The organism is Halorientalis brevis (assembly GCF_023077655.1).
Genome location: NZ_JALLGV010000007.1, coordinates 229,550 through 251,853 on the forward strand (window position 1 = coordinate 229,550; position 22,304 = coordinate 251,853).

22 protein-coding genes are annotated in these 22,304 nt (G+C 65.8%); 12 read left to right on the forward strand and 10 right to left on the reverse strand.

Translation table 11 applies throughout. The features are described 5' to 3' along the window. Positions 1-229: 229 nt before the first annotated feature. The 6 genes from MU553_RS16665 to MU553_RS16690 all read right to left on the reverse strand — a co-directional run bounded on the left by MU553_RS16665 (position 230) and on the right by MU553_RS16690 (position 6,279). The gene (locus MU553_RS16665; RefSeq protein ID WP_247379532.1) at positions 230-1,003 is read right to left on the reverse strand and encodes a creatininase family protein; all 774 of its coding nucleotides are present in this window, start codon (positions 1,001-1,003) and stop codon (positions 230-232) included. A gap of 91 nt (positions 1,004-1,094) precedes the next feature. Beyond that, positions 1,095-1,616, reverse strand: coding sequence for an Lrp/AsnC family transcriptional regulator (locus MU553_RS16670; RefSeq protein WP_247379534.1), 522 nt, complete (start codon positions 1,614-1,616; stop codon positions 1,095-1,097). A gap of 92 nt (positions 1,617-1,708) precedes the next feature. After that, the gene (locus tag MU553_RS16675) at positions 1,709-2,497 is read right to left on the reverse strand and encodes a carbon-nitrogen hydrolase family protein (RefSeq protein ID WP_247379537.1); all 789 of its coding nucleotides are present in this window, start codon (positions 2,495-2,497) and stop codon (positions 1,709-1,711) included. Further along, the gene (locus MU553_RS16680) at positions 2,494-3,291 is read right to left on the reverse strand and encodes an enoyl-CoA hydratase/isomerase family protein (RefSeq protein WP_247379539.1); all 798 of its coding nucleotides are present in this window, start codon (positions 3,289-3,291) and stop codon (positions 2,494-2,496) included. The genes MU553_RS16675 and MU553_RS16680 overlap by 4 nt, the downstream gene beginning before the upstream one ends. Then, on the reverse strand, positions 3,284-5,476 hold the full coding sequence (locus MU553_RS16685) for an acetate--CoA ligase family protein (RefSeq protein ID WP_247379541.1): 2,193 nt from the start codon (positions 5,474-5,476) through the stop codon (positions 3,284-3,286). Before MU553_RS16685 ends, MU553_RS16680 begins: the two co-directional genes overlap by 8 nt. A 2-nt stretch (positions 5,477-5,478) precedes the next feature. Continuing rightward, positions 5,479-6,279, reverse strand: coding sequence for an enoyl-CoA hydratase/isomerase family protein (locus MU553_RS16690; RefSeq protein WP_247379543.1), 801 nt, complete (start codon positions 6,277-6,279; stop codon positions 5,479-5,481). Between the two features lie 148 nt (positions 6,280-6,427). Between MU553_RS16690 and MU553_RS16695 the strand changes: the two genes are divergently transcribed. The 4 genes from MU553_RS16695 to MU553_RS16710 are packed head-to-tail and all read left to right on the forward strand — an operon-like array spanning position 6,428 to position 10,211. After that, the gene (locus tag MU553_RS16695; RefSeq protein WP_247379545.1) at positions 6,428-7,516 is read left to right on the forward strand and encodes an ABC transporter substrate-binding protein; all 1,089 of its coding nucleotides are present in this window, start codon (positions 6,428-6,430) and stop codon (positions 7,514-7,516) included. Positions 7,517-7,522: 6 nt separating this feature from the next. After that, complete coding sequence (locus MU553_RS16700; RefSeq protein ID WP_247379547.1) at positions 7,523-8,566, forward strand: ABC transporter ATP-binding protein; 1,044 nt, start codon at positions 7,523-7,525, stop codon at positions 8,564-8,566. Next, entirely contained in the window at positions 8,563-9,426 is an 864-nt protein-coding gene (locus tag MU553_RS16705; protein ID WP_247379549.1) for an ABC transporter permease, read from the forward strand. The genes MU553_RS16700 and MU553_RS16705 overlap by 4 nt, the downstream gene beginning before the upstream one ends. Then, positions 9,423-10,211, forward strand: a complete 789-nt coding sequence (locus MU553_RS16710; RefSeq protein ID WP_247379551.1) for an ABC transporter permease — start codon at positions 9,423-9,425, stop codon at positions 10,209-10,211. The genes MU553_RS16705 and MU553_RS16710 overlap by 4 nt, the downstream gene beginning before the upstream one ends. Positions 10,212-10,287: 76 nt before the next feature. Here MU553_RS16710 and MU553_RS16715 read toward each other — a convergent pair whose 3' ends face one another. Further along, positions 10,288-10,692 carry a CBS domain-containing protein gene (locus tag MU553_RS16715; RefSeq protein WP_247379554.1) on the reverse strand — a complete coding sequence of 135 codons (405 nt, stop codon included), beginning with the start codon at positions 10,690-10,692 and terminating at the stop codon, positions 10,288-10,290. A 204-nt stretch (positions 10,693-10,896) separates the two neighbouring features. Here MU553_RS16715 and MU553_RS16720 point away from each other — a divergent pair, with 204 nt between their 5' ends. Next, entirely contained in the window at positions 10,897-11,793 is an 897-nt protein-coding gene (locus tag MU553_RS16720; RefSeq protein ID WP_247379556.1) for a hypothetical protein, read from the forward strand. Between the two features lie 15 nt (positions 11,794-11,808). Here the strand turns inward: MU553_RS16720 and MU553_RS16725 are convergent, their stop codons facing one another. The 3 genes from MU553_RS16725 to MU553_RS16735 form a co-directional block, all read right to left on the reverse strand. Continuing rightward, the gene (locus tag MU553_RS16725) at positions 11,809-13,209 is read right to left on the reverse strand and encodes an MEDS domain-containing protein (protein WP_247379558.1); all 1,401 of its coding nucleotides are present in this window, start codon (positions 13,207-13,209) and stop codon (positions 11,809-11,811) included. A 77-nt stretch (positions 13,210-13,286) separates the two neighbouring features. Then, positions 13,287-13,505: a DUF7542 family protein gene (locus tag MU553_RS16730; RefSeq protein ID WP_247379560.1), complete on the reverse strand. Its 219-nt coding sequence runs from the start codon at positions 13,503-13,505 to the stop codon at positions 13,287-13,289. Positions 13,506-13,573: 68 nt separating this feature from the next. Further along, positions 13,574-14,815, reverse strand: a complete 1,242-nt coding sequence (locus MU553_RS16735) for an RNA-guided endonuclease InsQ/TnpB family protein (protein WP_247379563.1) — start codon at positions 14,813-14,815, stop codon at positions 13,574-13,576. A 218-nt stretch (positions 14,816-15,033) separates the two neighbouring features. Here MU553_RS16735 and MU553_RS16740 point away from each other — a divergent pair, with 218 nt between their 5' ends. From MU553_RS16740 to sfsA, 7 genes are all read left to right on the forward strand, one after another. Continuing rightward, a complete protein-coding gene (locus MU553_RS16740; RefSeq protein WP_247379566.1) occupies positions 15,034-15,951 on the forward strand; it encodes an SDR family NAD(P)-dependent oxidoreductase in 918 nt (305 codons plus the stop codon). A 13-nt stretch (positions 15,952-15,964) separates the two neighbouring features. Next, positions 15,965-16,345 (forward strand): hypothetical protein, encoded by a 381-nt coding sequence (locus tag MU553_RS16745; protein ID WP_247379569.1) that lies wholly within the window; start codon positions 15,965-15,967, stop codon positions 16,343-16,345. A 140-nt stretch (positions 16,346-16,485) separates the two neighbouring features. Next, positions 16,486-16,887, forward strand: a complete 402-nt coding sequence (locus MU553_RS16750; protein ID WP_247379572.1) for a thiamine-binding protein — start codon at positions 16,486-16,488, stop codon at positions 16,885-16,887. A 190-nt stretch (positions 16,888-17,077) separates the two neighbouring features. Further along, positions 17,078-19,792, forward strand: coding sequence for an aconitate hydratase AcnA (gene acnA, locus MU553_RS16755; protein WP_247379574.1), 2,715 nt, complete (start codon positions 17,078-17,080; stop codon positions 19,790-19,792). A 261-nt stretch (positions 19,793-20,053) separates the two neighbouring features. After that, positions 20,054-20,305: a hypothetical protein gene (locus MU553_RS16760; protein ID WP_247379576.1), complete on the forward strand. Its 252-nt coding sequence runs from the start codon at positions 20,054-20,056 to the stop codon at positions 20,303-20,305. 131 nt (positions 20,306-20,436) lie between these two features. Then, positions 20,437-21,441, forward strand: a complete 1,005-nt coding sequence (locus MU553_RS16765) for an arsenic resistance protein (protein WP_247379578.1) — start codon at positions 20,437-20,439, stop codon at positions 21,439-21,441. Between the two features lie 83 nt (positions 21,442-21,524). Continuing rightward, positions 21,525-22,238, forward strand: coding sequence for a DNA/RNA nuclease SfsA (gene sfsA, locus MU553_RS16770; protein ID WP_247379581.1), 714 nt, complete (start codon positions 21,525-21,527; stop codon positions 22,236-22,238). Positions 22,239-22,304 lie beyond the last annotated feature (66 nt).

The window sequence follows — 22,304 nt, forward strand, 5'->3', positions numbered from 1 at the left end:
CGTCATGACCGGCGCATTTAACTACTCAGGACGAGCGCATATGATCCGATGGTGGTCTGTGACATCTGCCAGAAAGAGCACCATACGAAGGTGCCCCCCACGTACTGCACGGAGTGCGGGGCGCGGCTGGAGTGAATCCTGCGGTCGGTGACAGGTGAGGCGCTTCTCGATGGGCGTGACGTCGGTAGCGATGCGTCCGCAGCCGCCAGCCCGCCGATTGCTCGCCGGCTCAGTCAACGTGTGGGTCGGGCATGAGGTCCGCGAACGGCTGGGCAGCCAGCCACTCACAGAGCTTCACGAGCTGGTCGCTCGCGGCCCCGAACAGTTCGGCCCCGATTTCGGGCGTGGCGTCCGTCTGGTCGCCGAACACGCCGTTGGGGCTGTTCTCGACCGCGTCGTAGAACGTGCGGGCGCCGTGCTCGCGAAGCTCGTCCGCCCCCAGCTCGACGCGGCCGCCGTCTCGCGCGTCGGTCATCCGATCTTCGTGGACTAGCTCCCGCGCGATGTGCATGAGCATCGCCGTCTCTTTCGGGCCGCCGTGAGGGCCGTTGTGCTCGAACGCCTCGTCGACGAGGTCGGGGATGCTCTCGTCCCACATCCACTCGATGGCGTAGGCGGTCTCGTCGTCGTGGAGGCGACGACCGACCTCCCGGAGGTGTTCGACGTTGCCGCCGTGGGCGTTGACGTACACGATGCGGTCGATGCCGTGGTACGCGAGGTTGCGCGAGAAGCTCTCGACGTAGTCCCGGAACACCGGCGCGTCCACCCACATCGTCCCGTGGAACTGGCGGTGGTGGGGGCTGACGCCGATGTTGATCGTTGGGGTACAGAGGTAGCCGGTGCGCTCTGCGGCCTCGCGCGCCAGCGCCTCCGCGATGAGGTGGTCGGTGCCTTCCGGGAGGTGCGGACCGTGCTGTTCGGTCGACCCCAGCGGCACGATCGCCAGCGACTCCGCCTCGAAATACGTGCCCAGGTCGGGCCAGGCCTCGTCGGCGAGATACATGTCCGACGGCCTACGCGTGCGAGCCTCAATAGCCTACTGGCGTCGCCCTGCGGACACCGACGCCACGGAGGCGTAATCGCGCCTCGTCGGCTCAGTCGTCGGCCGGCCGCGGGGTATCGCCGAAGATCCGTTCCAAGTCCTCGTCGTCGTAGTTGACCAGCAGGCGGTCCTCGTCCTTGAACGTCCGGAGGACGATGTTCGTCGTCGAGTTGTCCACGCCCTCGGTCTGGATGATCTCCTCCATCAGCTTCTGGAGGTGTTCGTGGTCGCGCACCCGGGAGAGCACGTAGAACGACATCTCGCCGAGCATGAAGAACACGCGCTGGACGCCCGAGAGACCCGCGATCTTCTCGGCGACCTCCTCGTAGCCCGGGCCGTCGTAGTCGGCGTTGATCTCCGTGATCGCCGTCAGCTCCAAGCCGAGTTTCTGCGGGTCGAGCTGGGCGATCTCGCCCTGGACGATGTCTTTCTCCCGGTAGTTCTCCATCCGGTAGTAGATCGTGGAGGTGCTGACGTCGAGTTCCTCGCTCAGTTCGTCGACGTCGATGTCACCGTTCTCGTCGAGTCTGCGGAGGATCTGGAAGTCCACCTCGTCGAGCGCTACCTTCGTCATTGACTGATCATTGGAGTGCATTTCGGTAATAGCTTGGTTTCGTTCCAATTCGCAAGGGGCGTTTCCGGAAAGATCCCAATCGGGACGCGCCGTCACTGACGCGTCGCGTCCGCGTCGGTGGCCGGGCGGTCCCGCCGCATCGGGTTCCGTTCGCGCTCGGCCGCGACCACGCCGGGATCGAGCGTGACGGCGACCTGGCCGGGGCCGGTGCCCAGCTCGACGACCGTCGTGCCGTCGGGTTCGATCACTGTGCTGTGCCCACAGAACGTGTTGCCGGCCTCCGTACCAGCGCGGTTACAGCCAACGACGTACGCGCCCTGTTCGACCGCGCGCGCCGGCAACAACGTGTGCCAGTCGCGTTCCATCGTGTGCGACCAGGCGGAGACGTTGATCACGACGTCACACTCCGCACGGGCGAGCGCGAGACTCGCCGCCGGGAAGTTCAGGTCGTAACAGATCTGGACGCCGACCCGACCGAACGGGGCGTCGACGACAGCGTACTCGTCGCCGACCGCGTAGACCGCGCGCTCGTCGCCCCAGCAGTGGCGCTTGTCGTAGCGCGCCCGTACGTCACCGTCGCCGTCGAGCCAGACTGCGCTGTTGTACACGTCGTCGCCGTCCTGAACCGGCATCCCGAACAGCACCTCAACGTCGGCGTCGGCGGCAGCCGTTCCGAGCGCCTCGGTCGTGGGGCCAGGGACGGGTTCGGCCACCTCGGGGAGGTCGTCGAAGACGTGGTAGCCGGTCGTGGCGAGTTCCGGGAACACCACCAGGTCCGCGTCCGCGGCAGCGATGGCGTCGGTCATCCGATCGAGCGTGCCGTCGTCGGCCGGGCCGAGCGTGCTCTCGAACTGGACGACGCTGACCGTGAATCGCTTCATCGCCCCTCGAACTCCGGTTCCCGGTCCTCCTGGAACGCCGCGACCGCCTCCTCGTGGTCGTCCGTCTGCGAGCAGATGCGCTGTGCGCGGGTGGCGTCACCGAGCGCGCGGTCGATGTCCACGTCGAAGCTCTCGTTGACGAGGCGCTTGCTCTGGGCCAGCGCGACGGGCGGCCGACCGGCCAACTGATCGGCGAACGCCGCGGCGGCGTCGAGCAGTTCGTCCGCAGGGACTTGCTCGCGCGCGAGGTCCCACTCGACGATCTCCTCGCCTGTGAGTTTCTTCCCGGTGAAGATGAGTTCCTTCGCGCGCGCCTCGCCGATGAGTCTGGGAAGGAGGAACGCGCCGCCGTCGCCGGGCACGAACCCGACGTCGATGAACGTCTCACCGACGACGCCCTCGTCGCTGACGACGCGGAAGTCACAGGCCAGCGCCGTGTCACAGCCGGCGCCGAGCGCGTAGCCGTTGACCGCGGCGATGACCGGCGTGTCGATCCCGCGGAGCGTCCGGACGACGTTCTGGAACAGGCCGAGGCCGGTCTCGTACTCGGCGAAGTCCATCTCCGGGGTCAGCGGCATGTCGTTCAGGTCGACGCCGGCGCAGAACGCGTCGCCGGCGCCCGTCAGGACGATCGCGCGTATCTCGTCGCGGTCGTCCAGACGCTCGAACGCCTCGACCGCACCCCGAAGCAGGGGTTCGTTGTACGCGTTCATGGCGTCGGGCCGGTCGTACGTGACGCGGGCGACGTGGTCGTCTGTCCGTTCGACTCGCAGCGGGGCGTCGATTTCAATCATCAGTGGTTCCTCGTGAGAGAGCTGGTTCGCTGTCGGGGCGCACAGTTCCATCGGGATCGAGCGTGATCGCAGCGTCGACGATTTCCACGCCGTCTTCGGTGGCGAACACGGGGTTCAGGTCCAGTTCCGACACCGAAGGGTTCGCCGCGACGAACTCGGACATCGCGACCAGCAGGTCCACGACCGCGTCGCGGTCGATCGGCGGGTTTCCGCGGGCGCCGTCTAACATCTCCTGGGCGTCGATGTCGGCCAGGAGCGCGCGGGCGTCAGCCTCGGTGAGCGGCAGCGCGCGGAACGCGACGTCCTCCAGGACCTCGACGAACACGCCGCCGAGGCCGCACATCACCACGGGACCGAACTGGTCGTCGTCGACGACGCCGACGATGAGTTCGACGCCGGCGTCGGCCATCGGCGAGACGAGCACGCCGTCGACCTGGGCGTCGGGGTCATACTCGTGGGCCGCCTCCAGCAGGTCGTCGTAGGTGTCGGCGGCGTCGTCGGCACTGACGTCCAGTGCGACGCCGCCCGCGTCGGACTTGTGGACGATGTCGGGCGAGACGACCTTCATCGCGACGGGGCCGTCGACCGACGCTGCGGCCTCTCGGGCCTCGTCCGGAGTGGTCGCCAACTCGAAGGGCGTGATCGGCAGGTCGGCCGCCGCGAGTGCCTGTTTGGACTCGAACTCCGAGAGCTGCGTCCGGCCGCCCGCGACCGCGTCGGAGATCGGCTCGGCCGCGTCGGGCCCGTCCGCGAGCTGGAAGTCGCTGCTCTCGCCGGCGGCCGCGACGCGCTCGCCGTAGGTCGCCAGCGCGTCCAGGCTCGCCGTCGCCACGTCGAGCGACTCGACGACGGGAATCCCCTGCTCGCGCAGCACTGCGTGCGGTTCCGTGTCGAATCCTTCGTAGGCACTTTGAACCACCAGGGGTTTCCCGTGCTCTTCGGCGAGGGCGGCCAGGTCGTGGGCCGCTTCGATCTCGACCTCGGTGTACTGCTCGGCGAAGCGGATGCCGTAGCCGCCGAAGAGCCCCGAGAGCATGAGCGCGTCCACGTTCGGGTCGGCGACGATGGCCTCGGCGCAGTCGACGAACACCGACTGGTCCTCGTCGGTGCCGCCCGCGACGTCGACGGGGTTGACGACGCTGGCCGCGTCCGGCAGGACCGCCTGCAGTCGATCCTGGGTCTCGTCGGTAAGCTGTGGGATGGAGAGCCCGCGCTCGGACAGGGCGTCCGCGGCGAGCGTCGCGTGCCCGCCGCCGTCGGCGAGGATGGCGACGTTCTTCCCGTCGGCGCTGGGGAGCGATGACAGCGCGCTCGCGGACGACAGGAGTTCGTCCGAGCGGTCGACGCTGACGACGCCCGCCTGTTCGAGGACGGCGTCCGTCACCGCGGCGTCGCCGGCCAGCGACCCCGTGTGCGAGGACGCCGACCGCTTGCCCACGTCCGAGCGCCCACTTTTCAGCACGACGATGGGCGTGTCGGTCGTCACCTCACGGGCTTCCTCGAGGAAGGCCCGGCCGTCGCTCATCCCCTCGACGTAGCAGACGACCGCGTCGGTTTCGGGGTCGTCGTCGAAAAAGGAGAGGTACTCGTGGAACTGGAGGTCGGCCTCGTTGCCGACGCCGACGTAGTGACTGAAGCCGACGCCCTCGCGGGTGGCGGCTTCGGTGAATAGGGAGATGGCCATGTTCCCGCTCTGACAGAGCAGCGCGAGGTTCCCCTCGGGCACCGTGTCGGCGCCGACGAGGTTCAGGCCCTGGTGGACGTTGATCATCCCCGACGTGTTGGGGCCGATGAGTCTGACGCCGTGTTCGCGCGCGAGGGAGACGATCTCGTCTTCGAGTGCCTCCCCTTGCTCGCCGGCCTCGCCGAAGCCGACGGCGATGACGACCGCGCCCGCCAGGTCCGTGTCCGCGCAGTCTTCGAGGATCTGGGGGACGATCTTCGCGGGCGTGACGATGAGTGCGAGATCGACGCGGCCCGGGATCGCAGACACAGTGGAATAGACGTCGAGGCCGCGGATCTCGTCGGCCGAGGGGTTCACCGGATAGATGTCGCCCTCGTAGCCGCCCTCCTGGAGGGTTTCGATGGCCTGGTAGCCGCGTTTGGTCTCGTCGGTGGAGGCACCGACGACGGCGACGGCGTCGGGGTCCATGATGCGGTCGATGTCGGTCGCGGTGTCCGGCACGATCAGGCCCCCTCGAACGACGGGTCGCGGTCCTCGGCGAACGCGTCGACGCCTTCCTGCCAGTCGTCGGTCGCCATGCAGGCCAGCAGCGCTTCGGCCTCGGCCGTGAGCATGTCGTCGCGCGTCGCCCGGCCGACGCGCCCGAACTGCGCTTTGGCGAACTCCATCGGGATCGGCGCGTTCCCCGCCAGGTCCGCAGCGAGGTCGTCGACGGCGTCGTCGAGGTCGTCTTCGGCGTGGGCGCTCGTGACGATGCCTTCGTGGGCAGCTTCCTCGCCGGTGAGCGACGCGGCCGAGAGGATCAGTTCCTTCGCGCGGGCCTGGCCGACGCGGTCGGCCAGCGTGTAGGTGACGCCGCCGCCGATGTAGGTCCCGATCGAGACTTCCGGAAAACGGAGTTCGGCGTCGTCGGCCATCAGAATGAAGTCCGCGCTCAGCGCCAGTTCCGCACCAGCACCGATGGCGTATCCCTGTACTTTCGCGACCACCGGTTGGGGGTGGGTCTGGACTGCTTCGGCAGCCTCCTGGGCCTGCCAGACGTACTCCCGGCGTTCCTTCTGGGTGCGTTCCGTCTCGTCATGTTTCTCCATGTCAGCGCCCACACAGAAGGCCCGACCCTCGCCTTCGAGGACGACGACGCGAGCGCCCTCCTCGGCGGCCCGGTCGAGTCCGTCGCGGATTCCCTCGTACAACGCGGGCGTCACCGCGTTGAGACTGTCCGGCCGGTTCAGGCGGACGCGTGCGACGTTCCCGTCCCGTTCGTAGATCGTCGGGGACTCCGTCGCTGTGTCTGTCGTTGTCATGGTCAAGCCACTACGTAGACTCAAATCATTTAGCCATATAAAATTTTGCTCGCTCCTAATCCAGAGGTCGAACTTGAGAATTTTCCCAAACAGGGGGTTGAGTTCTACGAAAGATTATTATGTTATTGTGTAGTACACCCTCACGGTAATGTCACACAAAGACATGCACAAACGACGGGACGTGCTGGCAGCGGCAGGCGCAGGAACGTTGACGGCTCTGGCGGGTTGTTCGTCGATCCTCGGCGGCGGCGGCGGTGGCGGCTCGGGCGGTCAACTCCGATTCCTCGGCTTCGGTGGGAACACGCAGAAAGCGCAGATGGGCGTGTTCGACGGCTGGGACTCGGAGACGAGCGTCAAAGGCACGTCCGCTGGCGGAACGACGGAGATGATCTCGCTCATCAAGCAGAACCCCGGCTCGTTCGACGTCGTCGCGTTGAACGACACCGGGATGGCCCGGGCACAGAAGGAAGACGTCCTCGACCCGATCGACCTCTCGAAGGTACCCAACTACGAGAAAAACATCAAGGAGAGCGCTCGCTCGCTGTCGTTCAACATGAACGGCGAGGACACGATGGGGCTCATCCGCGAGAACGGAGCGACCGGCTACGCGTACAACACGGACAAGATCAACAAGAACCTGGATTCCTGGGACGCCGTCCTCGATCCTGCCTACGAGGGCAAAGTGTCGCTCATCGACCGGACGATCGACCGGCTCTCGAACAGCGCGACCGCGGCGGGCATGAACATCAACGAGGTCCCCGGGAACCAGTCCAAGACGGACAAAATGTTCCAGCGGGCGAAAAAGGAGAACCAGAACGTCTTCGCCTACTGGGGCGACGGCGCCACCTCGATCCGCTACCTTCGTCAGGAGAACGCCTGGATCTGTGAGGCCTGGGGCGGTCGCGTCCTGGCACTCCAGAACGAGGGCTACGACAACATCGAGTACGTCATGCCCAAGGAAGGCGCGATGGGGTGGGCCGACAACCTCGCCGTCGTCAAGGGATCGGAGAGTCGCGAGAAAGCCCACGAGCTGCTGAACCACACCTACAAACGCGAGAACCTCCTGACCCTCTCGGATAAGATGAACTACACGGTTCAGGTGAAGAACCCGCCGAAGAAGATGAAGCAGCTGCCCGACTACGCGCCCGCCGAGGACCTGGCGTTCCGTGACTGGAACACGGTCCTCCCCAAGCAGGAAGCCTGGACGCAGCGCCTCGATAAGATCAAACAGAACTAACATCCAATGCTCGAAGTCGAGAACTTCACCAAGTACTATGGTGATCTCTGTGCCGTCGAAGACCTCTCCTTCCACATCGAGGAAGGGGAGTTCGTCACGTTGCTCGGTCCCTCCGGCTGTGGGAAGTCGACCACGCTGCACGCGATCGCCGGACTCGTGGAACCGACCGACGGCCGCATCCTCCTGCGCGGGGAGGACGTGACGGAGCTGCCACCCGAGAAACGCAACATCGGGATGGCGTTCCAGTCCACGGCGCTGTTCCCGCACATGACCGTCCGGGAGAACATCGCCTACGGGCTGAAGATGCACGGCTACTCGACGGGCGACATCGAAGACCGCGTCGAGGAGTCGCTCCAGCTCGTGGACATGCCCGACCACGGCGACCACAAGCCGGGCGAGCTCTCGGGCGGTCAGCAACAGCGCGTCTCGCTGGCCCGCTCGCTCGCGTACGAACCCGACATCCTGCTGCTGGACGAGCCCCTGACGGGCCTGGATCGGGTCCTCCGCGAGGAGATGCGCGGCTGGCTCAACCGCATCCAGCGCGAGGTCGGCGTCACGACGCTGTACGTCACCCACGACCAGGAGGACGCCCTCTCCATGTCGGACAAGGTCGTCGTCCTGAACGACGGGAAGGCCCAGCAGATCGCCAGCCCCGAGGAGATCTACGAGACGCCGACCAACCCGTTCGTCGCGGAGTTCGTCGGCAAATCCACGCAGTTCGACGGGCAGGTCACCCACGAAGACGGCCGGGCGGTCGTCTACAACGACAGCAAGCGGATCACGCTGCCCGACTCGGGCGTCAGTGACGACCAGTCGGTCGCGCTGTACGTCCGTCCGGAGGACATCGACGTGAGCCCCGACCCGACGGGCGCCGAAAACGAGTTCCTCGGCACCGTCACCGACATCGCGAACCTCGGCAACCGAGCGGAGATGACGATCGAACTCGAAGACGAGTCGACGGCGCTCGCACACACCACGCGCTTCCCCGACATCGAGATCGGCGACGACGTCTACCTCAGGTTCCCGGCCGAGCGGGTGATCGTCCTATGAGCGTCGAGCGGGGCGGCCTGGGCAGACTCACGCACGTCATCGGCGAGGGCCTCGAAGGCCGGGTCGCCAACCGCCACCTGGCGCTCTTTGGCCTGGGCTTCGTGGGCCTGTTTTTCATTCTCCCGGTCCTGTTGTTGATCCCGGAGAGTTTAGCGCTCGACTCGTCGACGCCGTTCGAGTCCTACCTGCGTGCGATGGACGGCATCTACGTCGACGCGTTCGTCCGCTCGTTCCTGTTCGGCGTCGTCACGACAGCCGTCACGCTCGCGCTCGCGTACATGCTGTCGTACTTCCTCGCTTTCAGCACCGACCGCGTCCGCACGGCGATGACGCTCATCATCGTCCCGCTGTGGATCGCGTACATCGTCCGGTACTTCGGCATCCTGCTCTTTCTGTCGCCGGCCGGTCCGTTGGCCGACCTGACGGGAATCGAGACGGGACTGCTGTTCACCACGCCGGCGGTCATCATCGGCCTGGCGAACGTGTACCTGCCCTTCGCCGTGTTGCCGATCTACAACTCGCTGAACGCCATCGACGACGAACTCGTCGACGCCTCGCGCGTCCTCGGCGCCGGGAAGTGGCACACCATCGCGAAAGTCATCTTCCCGCTCTCGCTGCCGGGACTGGTCGCCGCCGGACTCATCGTGTTCATCCTCGCGGCCGGGTCGTTCCTCGGGCCGGCGGTGCTGGGCGGGCCCAAGCAGACGATGATCGCGAACGTCATCGCGCAGGCGTTCCTCTCCAACTTCAACATCCAGTTCGCCTCGGCGCTGGCCATCGTCTACACCGTGTTGCTCGTCGGCACCCTGCTGGTGTTCAACACCGTCTTCGACCTGCAGGAGGCGCTCGGTAACATATGAGCACGAGTACGACGGAGCGGCTGGAAGGACTCACCTTCCGTGCGCTCATCACGGTCGTGTTCGCCTTCCTGCTCCTGCCAGTGGTCATCGTCATCCTGACGTCGTTCACCACGCAGACGTTCCCGACGATCCCCCAGGAGGGGTTCTCGATCAAGTGGTACGAGCAGCTCATGGCCGACCAGCAACTGCTGGACGCGCTGACGGTGAGCCTGCTCGTCGCGACGGCGTCGGCGATCCTCTCGGCCATCATCGGGACGATCGCCGCCATCGGCTTCGTCCGCGGGGAGTTCCCCTACAAAGAGCAGATCTCGACGGTCATGCTGCTCCCGATGATCATCTCGCCGGTCATCACGGGGATCGCCCTCGTGCGCTACTTCAGCCAGATCGAACTCCCGTCGGGCTTCCCCGCGCTCATCCTCGGGCACACGGTGCTGTCGCTGCCGTACGTGTTCCTGCTGGTGCGCTCGGAACTGGTCACCTACGACCAGGACCTAGAGCGCGCTTCGCGCGTGCTCGGAGCCGACCCCGTGACGACGTTCCGGCACATCACCGGCCCGATCATCTCGCCGGCGATCCTCGCCGGTGCGTTCATCGCCTTCGTCGTCTCCTTCGGGGAGTTCACCGCGACGCAGTTCCTGATCTCCCCGGGCACGAGCACCGTCCCGGTCGTCATCTACACGATGCTCCGGACGGGGCTGACGCCGACGATCAACGCGCTGTCGGTCGTGCTCATCGTCGTCATGCTCGTGGTCGCCCTGAGCAGTCGGAAACTCTCCTCGACCTGATTCTTTCGCTGTCGATACCCCGTTCAGCGGGCGTCGTGCCGATCGAAAAGAGCGGTCGTTTCAGTACGCAGCGGTGCTACGACGGGTTCGGCGTCTGAACCTGCGAGATGTAGGCCGCGAGGTCGGTCGTCGTGACCATCCCGATGAGGCCCTCGTCCTCGTCGACGACCGGCATGTGATGGAACCCTTCTTCGAGCATCGTGTCGGCCACGTCCTGGATAGAGTCCTGGGCCGTCGTCGTGATCACGTCCGTCGTCATGTAGCGCGACACCGACGTCTCGGCTTTCGGTTTGCTCTCGGAGACGATGGTGACGAAGTCGGTGGTCGTCAGAATGCCTGCGAGCTGGTTGTCCTCGTCGACGACCAGGACCGACCCGATGTCGTTGTCCAGCATGATCTGTGCCGCGTCCTCGACGAGCGTGTCTGGCCGCACGGTGTGCAACCCGGTGGACATGACCCGGGCGACGAAAATATCGTCCATACAGGCACGTCCGCCGGACCGCAGGTGAATGTATTGTAAAATATCACAGACTATTCGGTAGCAATTAGCAAATGTAGTGTTATCGACCCACATAGAACACAACCCCGAAGTTGTTCAATCCGGCACAGCGACGGTCTCGCGAACGGTCAAACACGTGTTTGTGTCTCCTGAAGGCATTTGATGCGTGCCGAAAAACGGTGGAGCATGCACCGACGGCAACTCCTCACGCTCGCCGGCGCCGGTCTCGTCGGACTCGCTGGCTGTCTCTCCGACCCTGGCTCAGGCCCACCGGAGGAGGAACCGAGCGATCCCACCACGACGGATTCCCCGACGAGTTCGCCGACAGGGTCGCCCACCACGTCACCCGACGACCCGCCGTCGCCGGACGGCGTGACCGTCGAGGACGTCGTCGTCCGAAAAGCCGTCACGTACGAGTCGATCATGGGGTCAGGTGGCGTCCTGGCGGCCGAGGGAACCCAATACGTGGTCGCAACGGTGCGGAGCGACCGGAACGACCTGCCATCGTTTACGTTCGAGACGGACGACCAGTCCTGGGAGTCCGGCCTCTCGGACACCGTCGGCGCGGCGAACTTCGCGGTCGCGGGTCACGAGGGCGGGGCGGTCGGTCGCCGTCTCGGCGGCGACGGGGAGTCGTTCCTCGCCTTCGAGATCCCGTCCCCGCTCTCGGCGTCGAATCCGCGCATCCGACTCGGCGGGAGCGACCCCGCCGAGTGGCCGCTGTCCGCCGACGCGACCGCGCGGCTGGCAGCACCCGCGCCCCGCTTCGAACTCGACGAACTGTCCGTCCCGGACATAGTTTCCGAGGGCGACGCCCTGTCGGTCACGCTGACGGTTCGGAACGTCTCGGACACCGACGGCCGCTTCCTGGCGGCGGTGTACTGGCCGACCGCGCGCATCGCCGACGACGACGAGTCCCACCTCGTCGAACGCCAGGTGGCAGCCGGCGAGTCGGCGACCGCGACGCTGGAGCTGTCGACCGAGTACACGGCGGCCGAATCCGGGCCGGTGACGCTCTCGGTCGACGGCCACGTCGCTGCCGAGCGCGAGGTCACCCTGCAGAACGTCTCGACGCCGGCCTGAGCGGCGACTGGCGCGTTAGTGGAGTGGACCGTCGGGAGCGTCCGCGTCCCGCGCGTGCGGGAGCCGTACCTCGACCACGCTCCCCCGCGGCTCGTTTTCCTCGAACGCGAGCGTGCCGCGCGACCGGTCGACCAGCCAGTTGACCAGCCAGAGGCCGAACCCGCTGCCGTGAAAGAGCTGGTCGATGTCGCGGTCGCCGGTCAACACCTCGGCGTCGTCGGCGGGAATGCCCGGCCCGTTGTCGGCGATCCGCACGTTGACCGCTCCGTTGGGCGTACACGACGCGTCGACGCGCACGCGAGGCGCGTCGCTGTCGTTGTGGCGGATCGCGTTGTCGAGCAACTCCTCGAACGCCAGTTCGATGCCGTCGACGGCGAGGACGGGGGCGCGGTCGGGCAACTCCGCAGTCACGGCCGCGTCGGACACCTGTCGCTCGACCCGTTCGAGTTGGCGTGTCAGGATCGGCGTCAGGTCGGCCGTCTGGAACGACTCCGCTCGTTCGAGAATGGTGCTGGCCTGCCGGGCCTGCTCGCTCATCCGGACGAGCGACTCCCCGTGGTCGCGGATCCGGGCCAGTTCCTCGGCGTACTCGTCGCCGAGGTCGCGTTCGAGGAACTCCAGCGTGCTCAAGACGACGTTGACGTTGTTCCGGAGGTTGTGTCGGAGTGCGCGGTTCAACACCTGGAGTTGCACCTCGCGGTCTCGCAGCCGGTTCCGCAAACGCTGGCCCTCCACCAGCGAATCGAGCACTCTGTCGAGACTCCAGGTGTGCTCGGTCGCCAGGAACTCCTCGGGCGGGACGAAGTGCGGGTTCTCACAGAGGGTGTAGCGATAGATGAGCTGGGGGTGCGTCTCGACGACGCCGCGCAGGACCTCGTCGGAGAACCGGGTGCGGTTGTACTGGCAGATGGCGAGACACGCGTGCTCGTCGAGGAAGGGCGTCAGCTTGGCCTCGTACTCCATGAGCCGCTCCGTCCCGGGGTCGCCGCCGAGCTGCCACGTCATCTCTCCGGTGACCCGCAGCGCGTCGAACCCCTCGGCCAGCGCCGCTTCCGTCTCCGTCTCCAGGAACGCCAGCATCTCGTCGGGGTCGAAGTAGCCGTCGCGCAGGTACGTGTCCGCCGGGACCGCCACCTCGAACGCGCCGCTGTCGAGCGCCCGCTCGACGGCCATCCCGCGCGCTTCGAACTCCGATGTGACGTCTTCGACCAGGTTGTCGTCCGCGATGTAGATGCACTTCTCGTCGTTCTCGAGCCCCGCCTCGATGAACGGGAGCGCGGCGTCGAACTGCTCTTGACGGTTCTCGTAGATGAGCGCAAGGTGATCGTGGACGGCGACTTCCTCGATCGCGTCGAGGAGTTCCACTTGCGTCTGCTGTCGCAAGAACGTCGCGTGGTCTTCGAGAGTCCGTCCCATGTCCTTGCTCGGCGACTTCTCACGCAGCTGTTAGTAGTCTTCCGACTCGACGGTGGCGGCGGGACGGCGAGTGACCGTCACTCGGTCAGCGGCTCATCGCTGCCTGGGACGCCACAGACGCCGGCCGCCTCGCCGGCGCGTTCGACGCCCGAAGAGAGGCCGTGCAGTTCCCACGCCGGGTCGTGCCCCGTCTCGGCGCGGTGGTTCTCGATGCACGTGCGCGCTGCCTGGAGCTTCTCGAACGTCTCTTCGAGGTCGCAGGACGGACAGGTGACGGTCGCCCGGTGGGTCGACATTACTCCGACCGAGGAGCGTCGCGGAGTTGAATGTTACCCCGCGCACGGTGGCGCGGGGAATCCTGCTCTCACGAGGGTAGGCTTCCTGTTTCTAAGACGTGACTTGCAGACACACGCTGGAAATCAGCGGCGTCCGTAGCGGTCACAGTCTCCACAGGCGTTCCTTCGGGCCATCCCAGCCCTAGTTCAGAAAAACCGCGCTTCAGAACGTTCATCGCCGCGTTCGCATCCCTATCCGTCTCGAACCCACACGACGGACACGAATGTTCCCTGACCCAGATGGGCTTCGACGTCTCCACACCACACGACGCGCACTCCTTCGTCGTCCCTCGTGCTTCAACCTGCACGACGTGCGTCCCGTACAACTCGGCCTTGTATTCGAGGAGGGTGATGAACTGTCGCCACGCCGTATCCTGCTTGTTCCGAGCGTTCCCGTCGCCCTGAAGCATACTCTGGATGTTCAAGTCTTCAACAAACACGGCGTCGTATTCTTTGACGAGCCATGTCGTGATTTTGTGCTGATAGTCCAGAACCTTCCGACGAATCCGACGCGTGACTTTGGCAACTTCGACTCGTTGTTTCTCGTAGTTGTTCGACCCCTTCTCTTTTCGAGACAATTTCCGTTGTTCGCGGCAAAGACGCTCGTAGTCGTCTTCGAGGTCAAGCCAATCCACGGTCTTGCCATCGCTGGTGTGGATGTAGTTGAGAATGCCGAGGTCGATCCCGACGCTGTTGCTCGTGTCTAATGAGTCCACAGCAGGTTTCTCGGGGAGGTTAGCGTCGTCGGTTTCCAGTCCGAAGGAGACGAACCACTCGCCATTTCGTTCTTTTTTGAATGTGACCTCTTTGATCGTGGCGTGGTCGGGAATCGGGCGAGAATACCGGAGTTTTACCCAGCCGATCTTGCTGAAGCGGACGTAGCCGTATTTGTCGTGGCCCCTCTTTTCATCGAGGTCGAAACCAGACTGGTTGTACGTCACACTCCTATACTCGGCGGGTGCTTGCCGTTTGAGCCGACCGATGTTGTACCCCTTCTCCTTCTTCTTGCGAAGGTTCGAGAGGTTGCGGTGGAAGCGAGCGACGGTGGCTTGGGCGGCTTTCGAGTGCAATTCACTGAACACTGGCCACTTGCGCTTCCATTCGGGGAGTTTGTTGTTCTGGTCGTACTCGCTCGGCTTGTCGTCCTCTGGACTGTTCTCGTAGTCCCAGCGGACGTGGTTGTAGAGTTGGCGATGAACGTTTAGATGATGTTCCAGTCGTGCCGCTACCTCTTGTGTCGGGTAGGCGTGGTAGCGGTGACTGTATTCCATCGCTGTCTCTTGATTATTGATGTTGTCACTTAGTGGTTTGTCTCACGAGTTGTCGGCTTCATCCCCGACCACGGTGGGTCGGGGTATTCGCCTCGCTGACCATTATAAAAGACCCGCCTCTCCCGGTCCGCCCTGCACGGACGGTCCGCACGACCATCACGATTACAGTTGGTTCCCGTTCACGATGGTTTTTGTTGCTGTAGCGCTATTCGAAACCAATGTCACGCGCACCGGAACAGCGCGCGGGGGTTACGAACAGGGATCTCTCGGGGACGCGGGCGCTCGTCACCGGCTCGACGAGCGGCATCGGCCGGCAGACGGCGCTGTCGCTGGCCAGACTCGGCGCGGACGTGATCGTCCACGGCCGCGACGCCGACGCAGGGGCGACAGTCGTCGACGAACTCCGGGAGCTGGGGTCGGACGCCCGGTTCGTCCAAGCGGACTTCGCCGACGTCGAGGCCGTCCGGGAACTGGCCGAGACAGTCAAGAACGACACCGACGAGCTCGACGTGCTGGTGAACAACGCCGGCGGGATGTCCCGCGACGGGCGGCTCACGGACCTCGGCGTCGAGTACACGTTCCACGTCAACCACCTCGCGCCGTTCCTGCTCACCACGGAATTGCTCGACCACGTGGCCGACGGCGGCCGCGTCGTGACGACCGGCTCGCTGGCCCATCGCGGGGTCCGCCTCGACCTCGACGAGGTGACCGACGTCGAGCGCCACACCGGCTGGCGCGCCTACCAGCGCTCGAAGCTCGCGAACGTCCAGTTCGCGCTCGCGCTGGCGCGCCGTCTCGACGCGGCCGGCCGCGACGTCACCTCGAACACGCTCCATCCGGGCGCGATCCCCGGCTCGGGCTTCTCGCGGTTCCTCCCGTCGCCGCTCCCGGAGACGATCTCGCTGCTCGACGGCCTCCCGCTGGTGACCTCCGTCGAAGACGGCGCCGCGGGGCTCGTCTACCTGGCGGCGTCCGACGAGGTCGCGGGCGTCTCGGGGCGGTACTTCTCGAAGCGACAGCCGCGGAAACCGTCGCGAGAGGCGCGCAACCGCGACGCCCAGCGCCGCCTCTGGGAGCGGAGCGCGGCGTTCCTCGACGTCGAGGAACCCCTCGCCGAACCGGCGGCCGTCCAGTGAGGGCGGGACCGAGATGCGACTGTACTACCGCGACGGGCTGTTGGCGGTCGGGAGCCTCGCTGTAGTCGTCGCGGTCGGCGTGCTGACGAGCGGTGTCGGCGCGTTCGGTCGGCCGCTCGCAGTCGGCAGCGGGATCGCCGGGGCGGTCGCGCTGGAAGCGATCTTCCTCCGGTATTCGTCGGTGCTCCTGACGGTCTGGGAGCGACCGGGCGTCGCGCTGGCCGGCGTCGTCGCCCTCGGCTGGGTCGCCCTCTGGGCGGTGTGGTCCGCGCCGTGGGCGCTCGGCGCGATCGCCTGGGGACTCGTCACGTATCTCGTCCTCCTCGGTTGCGTGCTCGGTGGCCTCGGCAACCCGGTCGCCGCTCTGGTTTCGACCGGACGCGAGCGGGAGTGACGGCCCGGAGCCGCCGTCGCGGCGTCGCGGACGCCGACCTCTCGCCAGTCCGCGAAAGTACTTTTGTCCGTGTTCGTAGTTACCACCAGACGCGCCGTCGGCGGTCAGGCGACCGTCCCGGCGGTGTCAGGTATCCAGCCATGTCTGTCATTGCACGATTCGAGGTGATCCCCGTCCGCGAGGGGAGCATGTCCACCGCGATCGCCAGCGCGCTCCGCGCCCTCGATCGGTTCCCCGTCTCCTACCAGACGACCGCGACGGACACGATCATCGAAGCCGACAGCGTCGAGCAGGTGTTCGCCGCCGTGCAGGCCGCCCACCAGGCCATCCCGGACGACCGCGTCATCACGTCGGTCGAGATCGACGAGGATCGTCGCCGCACGCAGGAGATGGGCCAGCGCGTCGCCTCGGTTCAGCGCGAACTCGGGCACCCGCCGCAACGAATCCAGCCACCGGCGTCTCACCACGCGTCTGCCCGGCACGCACAGCAGCGACCGATCGGACAACAAGCCGCACAGCAACCGCAACCCCCGGTAAAATAACTGTTGCTTTGCCGCAGAATCCGGTCGCTCGGGCGGCGAATTCGACCCCGGATTCTTCGCGGTAGCGTCGCCAACACTTTCGATTCACCCGTGGTCGACAGGGACCGGCCGACCCCGGCAACCATAATCATTTATCAGGACACTGGATTCGGAGTTAGTATATATAGTGCCCTCTATTCTGAGGCAAGCAATGACAGAAAGCGATCCGTTCGGAGCGATTCGTGAATTCGAACACGACGGAGAGACGTACAAGATGGCGGATCTCACCGCCCTGGAAGAGGAAGGCCTCTGTGAGCTCGACAAGCTCCCAGTGAGCATTCGCGTGCTGCTGGAATCGGTCATCCGGAACATGGACGGCGAGAACGTCACCGCCGACGACGTGCGCAACGCCGCCTCCTGGGAGCCGGACGTGCCGGACGTCGAGATGCCCTTCCAGCCGTCCCGCGTCGTGCTGCAGGACCTGACCGGCGTGCCGGCCGTCGTCGACCTGGCGGCACTGCGTTCGGCCGTCGACCGCAAGGACCAGGACCCGAGCATCGTCGAGCCCGAGATCCCGTGTGACCTCGTGATCGACCACAGCGTCCAGGTCGACTACTTCGGCGACGAGGACGCCTACGAGAAGAACGTCGAACTCGAGTACGAGCGCAACGAGGAGCGCTACCGCTCGATCAAGTGGGCACAGCAGGCCTTCGACAACTTCGAGGTCGTCCCGCCGGGAACCGGGATCGTCCACCAGGTCAACCTCGAACACCTCGGTCGCGTCGTCCACAACCGCGAGGAGGACGGCGACCAGTGGCTGTTCCCGGACTCGCTCGTCGGCACGGACAGCCACACGCCCATGATCGGCGGCATCGGCGTCGTCGGCTGGGGTGTCGGTGGGATCGAGGCCGAGGCCGCGATGCTCGGCCAGCCGATCACCATGGGTCTGCCGGAAGTCGTCGGCGTCCGCCTGGAGGGCGACCTCCCCGAGGGCGCGACCGCGACCGACCTCGTGCTCCACCTGACCGAGAAGCTCCGCGAAGTCGGCGTCGTCGACCGCTTCGTCGAGTTCTACGGTCCCGGCGTCGAGAACCTCACCGTCGCCGACCGCGCGACCATCTCCAACATGGCGCCCGAGCAGGGGTCGACCATCAGCATGTTCCCGGTCGACGACAAGACCCTCGAGTACCTCGAACTCACGGGTCGTGACGAAGACCACATCGAACTCGTCAAGGAGTACCTCGAAGCACAGGGCCTGTTCGGCGAGCAGGACCCCGAGTTCACCGAGACCGTCGAGTTCGACCTCAGCACCGTCGAGCCGAGCCTCGCCGGTCACAAGAAGCCCCACTCGCGCATCCCGATGGGCGACCTCGACGACCACTTCCCGAACCTGCTCGAAGAGCAGAACGTCGTCGAAGCCGACGGCGCCGCAGCCGTCGAGCAGGGCCTCGACCTCGACGACAAGGTGCCCGTCACGCTCGAAGACGGCACCGACGTCGAGATCGGCCACGGCAGCGTCCTGGTCAGCGCGATCACCTCCTGTACGAACACCTCCAACCCGTCCGTGATGCTGGCGGCCGGCCTGCTGGCTCGCAACGCCGTCGAGAAAGGCCTCGACGTGCCTGACTACGTGAAGACGAGCCTCGCACCCGGCAGCCGCGTCGTCACGGCCTACCTCGAAGAGTCCGGTCTCATGGACTACATGGAGGAACTCGGCTACAGCGTCGTCGGCTACGGCTGTACGACCTGTATCGGGAACTCCGGCCCGCTCCAGGACCCCATCGAGGACGCCATCGACGAGCACGACCTCTGGGCGACCAGCGTGCTCTCGGGCAACCGCAACTTCGAGGCGCGTATCCACCCGAAGATCGCCGCGAACTACCTCGCCAGCCCGCCGCTGGTCGTCGCGTACGGCCTCGCCGGGAACATGGACATCGACCTCGAAGAGGAGCCGCTGGGCACCGACGACGAGGGCGAGCCGGTCTACCTCGAGGACATCTGGCCGTCCACCGACGAGATCCACGACATGGTGCACAACAGCGTCTCCCCGGAGATGTTCGAGGAGAAGTACGCCTCCGTCTACGAGGGCGACGAACGCTGGGAAGCGCTCGACGCACCGACGGGCGAGGTCTACGACTGGGACGACGAGTCCACCTACATCCGCGAGCCGCCGTTCTTCCAGGACTTCCCGCTCGAGGAGCCGGGCGTCGAGGACATCGCCAACGCCCGCTGTCTCATGACGCTGGGCGACACGGTCACCACCGACCACATCAGCCCCGCCGGGCCGTTCGGTGAGGACCTGCCCGCCGGCCAGTGGCTCAAGGAGCGCGGCGTCGAACCGTACGAGTTCAACACGTACGGCTCCCGCCGTGGCAACCACGAAGTCATGATGCGCGGCACCTTCGCGAACGTCCGCATCGAAAACGAGATGCTCGACGGCAAGCAGGGCGGCTACGCCAAGCACCTGCCGTCCGGCGAGGAGACCACCGTCTTCGAGGCGAGCGAGCGCTACCGCGACGACGACACGCCGCTGATCGTCATGTCCGGCGAAGAGTTCGGGACCGGCTCCAGCCGCGACTGGGCTGCCAAAGGGACCGACCTGCTGGGCATCCGCGCGACCATCGCCAAGAGCTACGAGCGGATCTACCGCGACAACCTGCTGGGCATGGGCGTGCTGCCCCTGCAGTTCGAGGACGGCGAGGGCTGGGAAGAGCTCGGCCTCGACGGCACCGAAGTGTTCTCCATCGAGGGCCTCGACGACGGCCTCGAGATGAACGACGAACTCACCGTGGTCGCCGAGGACGACGACGGCGAGACCACCGAGTTCAACGTCACCGCACAGGTGTCCACGCCGGCCGCCGTCAAGTACATCGAGAACGGGGGCGTCCTGCACCTCGTGCTCCGCCGCCTGCTCACCGAAGAGTAAGCGCGGACCCGCAGACCCATAACACCCGTCGCGCTCGCCGGACCGCCCGGCGCGCACGACGCTGATTTCTGTCCCATATTTTCGCGACGGCTGCCACCGGGGCGGCCGGCTGCGATACCGCAGCCAGACGACGGAGCTGCTGCACCCGGTCGGCGCTCGACGAATCAGTACGTCGCCACGTCCCACGACAGGCCGAAGAGCTACATATCGCTCAATAGGGCTCATAGCAGCGCCTTTTTCCAAATCGCGTGAACGGTAGGCATGGTCGAACTCGGCGTTCTCACGTGTCCCGTCTGCGAACAGGCGCGGGTCTGTCGCATGGACCAGTTCGAGACCCGCGACGCGGTCAAAGACTGTGCGAGCGTGCACCTGCGCGAACACCGACTGGACGAGAGCAAACGCGCCATCTACCGGGTGCTGATGGCCGAGCGACTCAATCGGTTCGACGCCACGGATAGCACCGAGTACCCGCTCGGTGAATGGACGACCGACGGCCGAGAACTGTCCGCCTAGGCTCGACGTCAGCCCGGTCTTTCGACCGACACACAACACCAATACAGCACACTGTATTTTCCAAAACCGACAGGCCAATTCCACCAGCCAGACCGGAATGCTATTGTATATCTGGTGCACAACAACCAATAATGGTTCGCAGATACCTCACGCAGCTCAAGGACCACCTCATCTACGTCGTTCTCGGCTCGTTGGTGGCCGGGCTGGCGTTCGGGCAGGTCGCGGGACCGGAGATCAAGGGGCTGCTGAAAGCCGCGATCCTGCCGGTGTTGTTCCTGATGATCTACCCGATGATGATCAACATCGACGTGCGGGAGATTCTGAACGTCCGCGGGCACGCGAAGCCGGTCGGGCTGAGCCTGCTGATCAACTTCGGCCTCGCGCCGCTGCTCGCGATCGGCCTCGCCCGGACGTTCTTCGCAGGGAACCTCGCGTTCGCCATCGGCCTGTACTTCATCGCGCTCATTCCGACCTCGGGGATGACCGCGGCGTGGACCGGCCTGGCGAAAGGCGACCTCGAGACGGCGCTCGTCGCGATGGCAGCGAACCTCCTCGTGGCCATCGCCGTCCTGCCGGCGTACCTGTCGGTGTTGATTCCGGGCAACGTGGGGTTCGAGCCGACGGCGCTGTACCGCCAGCTCGGCCTGATCGTCCTCGTGCCGATGGTCGCCGGCTCGATCACCCGGTGGGGTCTCCTCCAGCGCTACAGCACCGAGGAGTTCAAGCGCATGAAGCCGACGTTCGGTGGTCTCAGTTCCCTCGGCGTCATGCTCATCGTCTTCATTGCGATGGCGATGCGCTCACAGAGCATCCTCGCGGACCCGCTCGCCTCGGCGAGTGCGATCGTCCCGCTCGTCGTCTTCTACGCGCTGCTGCTCGGCATCGGCTCGTTCATCGGGCGCGCGTTCCTCGAACCCGACCGCTCGGTCGCGCTGGTGTACGCGACGAGCATGCGAAACCTCTCGATCGCCGTGGCCATCGTCGCCGCCCCCGGCTTCCCACCGACCGAGGCAGTCCTCCCCATCGCGCTGGCGTACATCCTGCAACCGCCGCTGGGCGCCGTCTACATGCACTACCGCCGCGACGTCGTCGGTGAGGGCCTGACTATCCGCGAAGCCATCGCGAACAGAGTGTAGCGGCCCCTCGCAGGCAGCCGTCCACCCGCGATCGGGACGCTACCGACGAAACGGTAATGCACCACCACCGACCCCCTTGTAGCATGGAGCCGCTAGTCACGTACGAGGACGCCCTCGTCGCAGGCACGATCGTCGACCGGCCGAACCGGTTCGTCGTCCGCGTGCGTTTCGACGACGAGCCGGAACGCGCCTTCCTCGGCGATCCCGGCGCGCTGGAGAACATCCTCGAACCCGGCGCAGAAGTTCTCTGTACGCCCGTCGACGATCCCGAGCGAGCGACGGACCACGACGCCATCGCCGTCCGCGTCGACGACACCTACGTGAGCGTCCGCGCTGCGCTGGCCAACGACCTCTTCGAGCAGCTACTCGTCCGTGACGCCCTTCCTGCCTTCGAGGGCTATTCCCTCGTGAAACGCGAGCCGCAACTTCCCGATCACGGGCGCGCGGACTTTCGACTCGAAACGCCGACCGGGGCGGACGTCTACGTCGAGGTCAAGTCCTCGACGCACGTCGACGACGGCGTCGCCAAGTTCCCCGACCGCCAGACCGAACGCGGTCGCCGCCACCTCCGCAGTCTGGCGGCCCTGGTCGACGACGGAGCCGAGGCCCACCTGGTGTTCGTCGTCCAGCGACCGGACGTCGAGCAATTCCGCCCGTATCGCGAGGTCGACCCCGAGTTCGCCGCCCTCCTCGGTCGCGTCCGGGACGCCGGCGTCGGCGTCCACGCAGTCACGACCGCGTTCGAACCACCGCACTACCGGCTCGAGAGTGCCGATCTGGCGATCGAACTCCCGTGATCGAGTCCGGCCGAAACAGTCGCCGCCTGCCGGTTCTGCAGCGTTCGAGACCCCGACGGCGGCACT

What these genes read in the sequence shown, in the direction of transcription:
- MU553_RS16665 (WP_247379532.1), bottom strand. Translation starts at nt 1,003, where the DNA reads ATGTATCTCGCCGACGAGGCCTGGCCCGACCTGGGCACGTATTTCGAG.
- MU553_RS16670 (WP_247379534.1), bottom strand. Translation starts at nt 1,616, where the DNA reads ATGACGAAGGTAGCGCTCGACGAGGTGGACTTCCAGATCCTCCGCAGA.
- MU553_RS16675 (WP_247379537.1), bottom strand. Translation starts at nt 2,497, where the DNA reads ATGAAGCGATTCACGGTCAGCGTCGTCCAGTTCGAGAGCACGCTCGGC.
- MU553_RS16680 (WP_247379539.1), bottom strand. Translation starts at nt 3,291, where the DNA reads ATGATTGAAATCGACGCCCCGCTGCGAGTCGAACGGACAGACGACCAC.
- MU553_RS16690 (WP_247379543.1), bottom strand. Translation starts at nt 6,279, where the DNA reads ATGACAACGACAGACACAGCGACGGAGTCCCCGACGATCTACGAACGG.
- MU553_RS16695 (WP_247379545.1), top strand. Translation starts at nt 6,428, where the DNA reads ATGTCACACAAAGACATGCACAAACGACGGGACGTGCTGGCAGCGGCA.
- MU553_RS16700 (WP_247379547.1), top strand. Translation starts at nt 7,523, where the DNA reads ATGCTCGAAGTCGAGAACTTCACCAAGTACTATGGTGATCTCTGTGCC.
- MU553_RS16705 (WP_247379549.1), top strand. Translation starts at nt 8,563, where the DNA reads ATGAGCGTCGAGCGGGGCGGCCTGGGCAGACTCACGCACGTCATCGGC.
- MU553_RS16710 (WP_247379551.1), top strand. Translation starts at nt 9,423, where the DNA reads ATGAGCACGAGTACGACGGAGCGGCTGGAAGGACTCACCTTCCGTGCG.
- MU553_RS16715 (WP_247379554.1), bottom strand. Translation starts at nt 10,692, where the DNA reads ATGGACGATATTTTCGTCGCCCGGGTCATGTCCACCGGGTTGCACACC.
- MU553_RS16720 (WP_247379556.1), top strand. Translation starts at nt 10,897, where the DNA reads ATGCACCGACGGCAACTCCTCACGCTCGCCGGCGCCGGTCTCGTCGGA.
- MU553_RS16725 (WP_247379558.1), bottom strand. Translation starts at nt 13,209, where the DNA reads ATGGGACGGACTCTCGAAGACCACGCGACGTTCTTGCGACAGCAGACG.
- MU553_RS16730 (WP_247379560.1), bottom strand. Translation starts at nt 13,505, where the DNA reads ATGTCGACCCACCGGGCGACCGTCACCTGTCCGTCCTGCGACCTCGAA.
- MU553_RS16735 (WP_247379563.1), bottom strand. Translation starts at nt 14,815, where the DNA reads ATGGAATACAGTCACCGCTACCACGCCTACCCGACACAAGAGGTAGCG.
- MU553_RS16740 (WP_247379566.1), top strand. Translation starts at nt 15,034, where the DNA reads ATGTCACGCGCACCGGAACAGCGCGCGGGGGTTACGAACAGGGATCTC.
- MU553_RS16745 (WP_247379569.1), top strand. Translation starts at nt 15,965, where the DNA reads ATGCGACTGTACTACCGCGACGGGCTGTTGGCGGTCGGGAGCCTCGCT.
- MU553_RS16750 (WP_247379572.1), top strand. Translation starts at nt 16,486, where the DNA reads ATGTCTGTCATTGCACGATTCGAGGTGATCCCCGTCCGCGAGGGGAGC.
- acnA (WP_247379574.1), top strand. Translation starts at nt 17,078, where the DNA reads ATGACAGAAAGCGATCCGTTCGGAGCGATTCGTGAATTCGAACACGAC.
- MU553_RS16760 (WP_247379576.1), top strand. Translation starts at nt 20,054, where the DNA reads ATGGTCGAACTCGGCGTTCTCACGTGTCCCGTCTGCGAACAGGCGCGG.
- MU553_RS16765 (WP_247379578.1), top strand. Translation starts at nt 20,437, where the DNA reads ATGGTTCGCAGATACCTCACGCAGCTCAAGGACCACCTCATCTACGTC.
- sfsA (WP_247379581.1), top strand. Translation starts at nt 21,525, where the DNA reads ATGGAGCCGCTAGTCACGTACGAGGACGCCCTCGTCGCAGGCACGATC.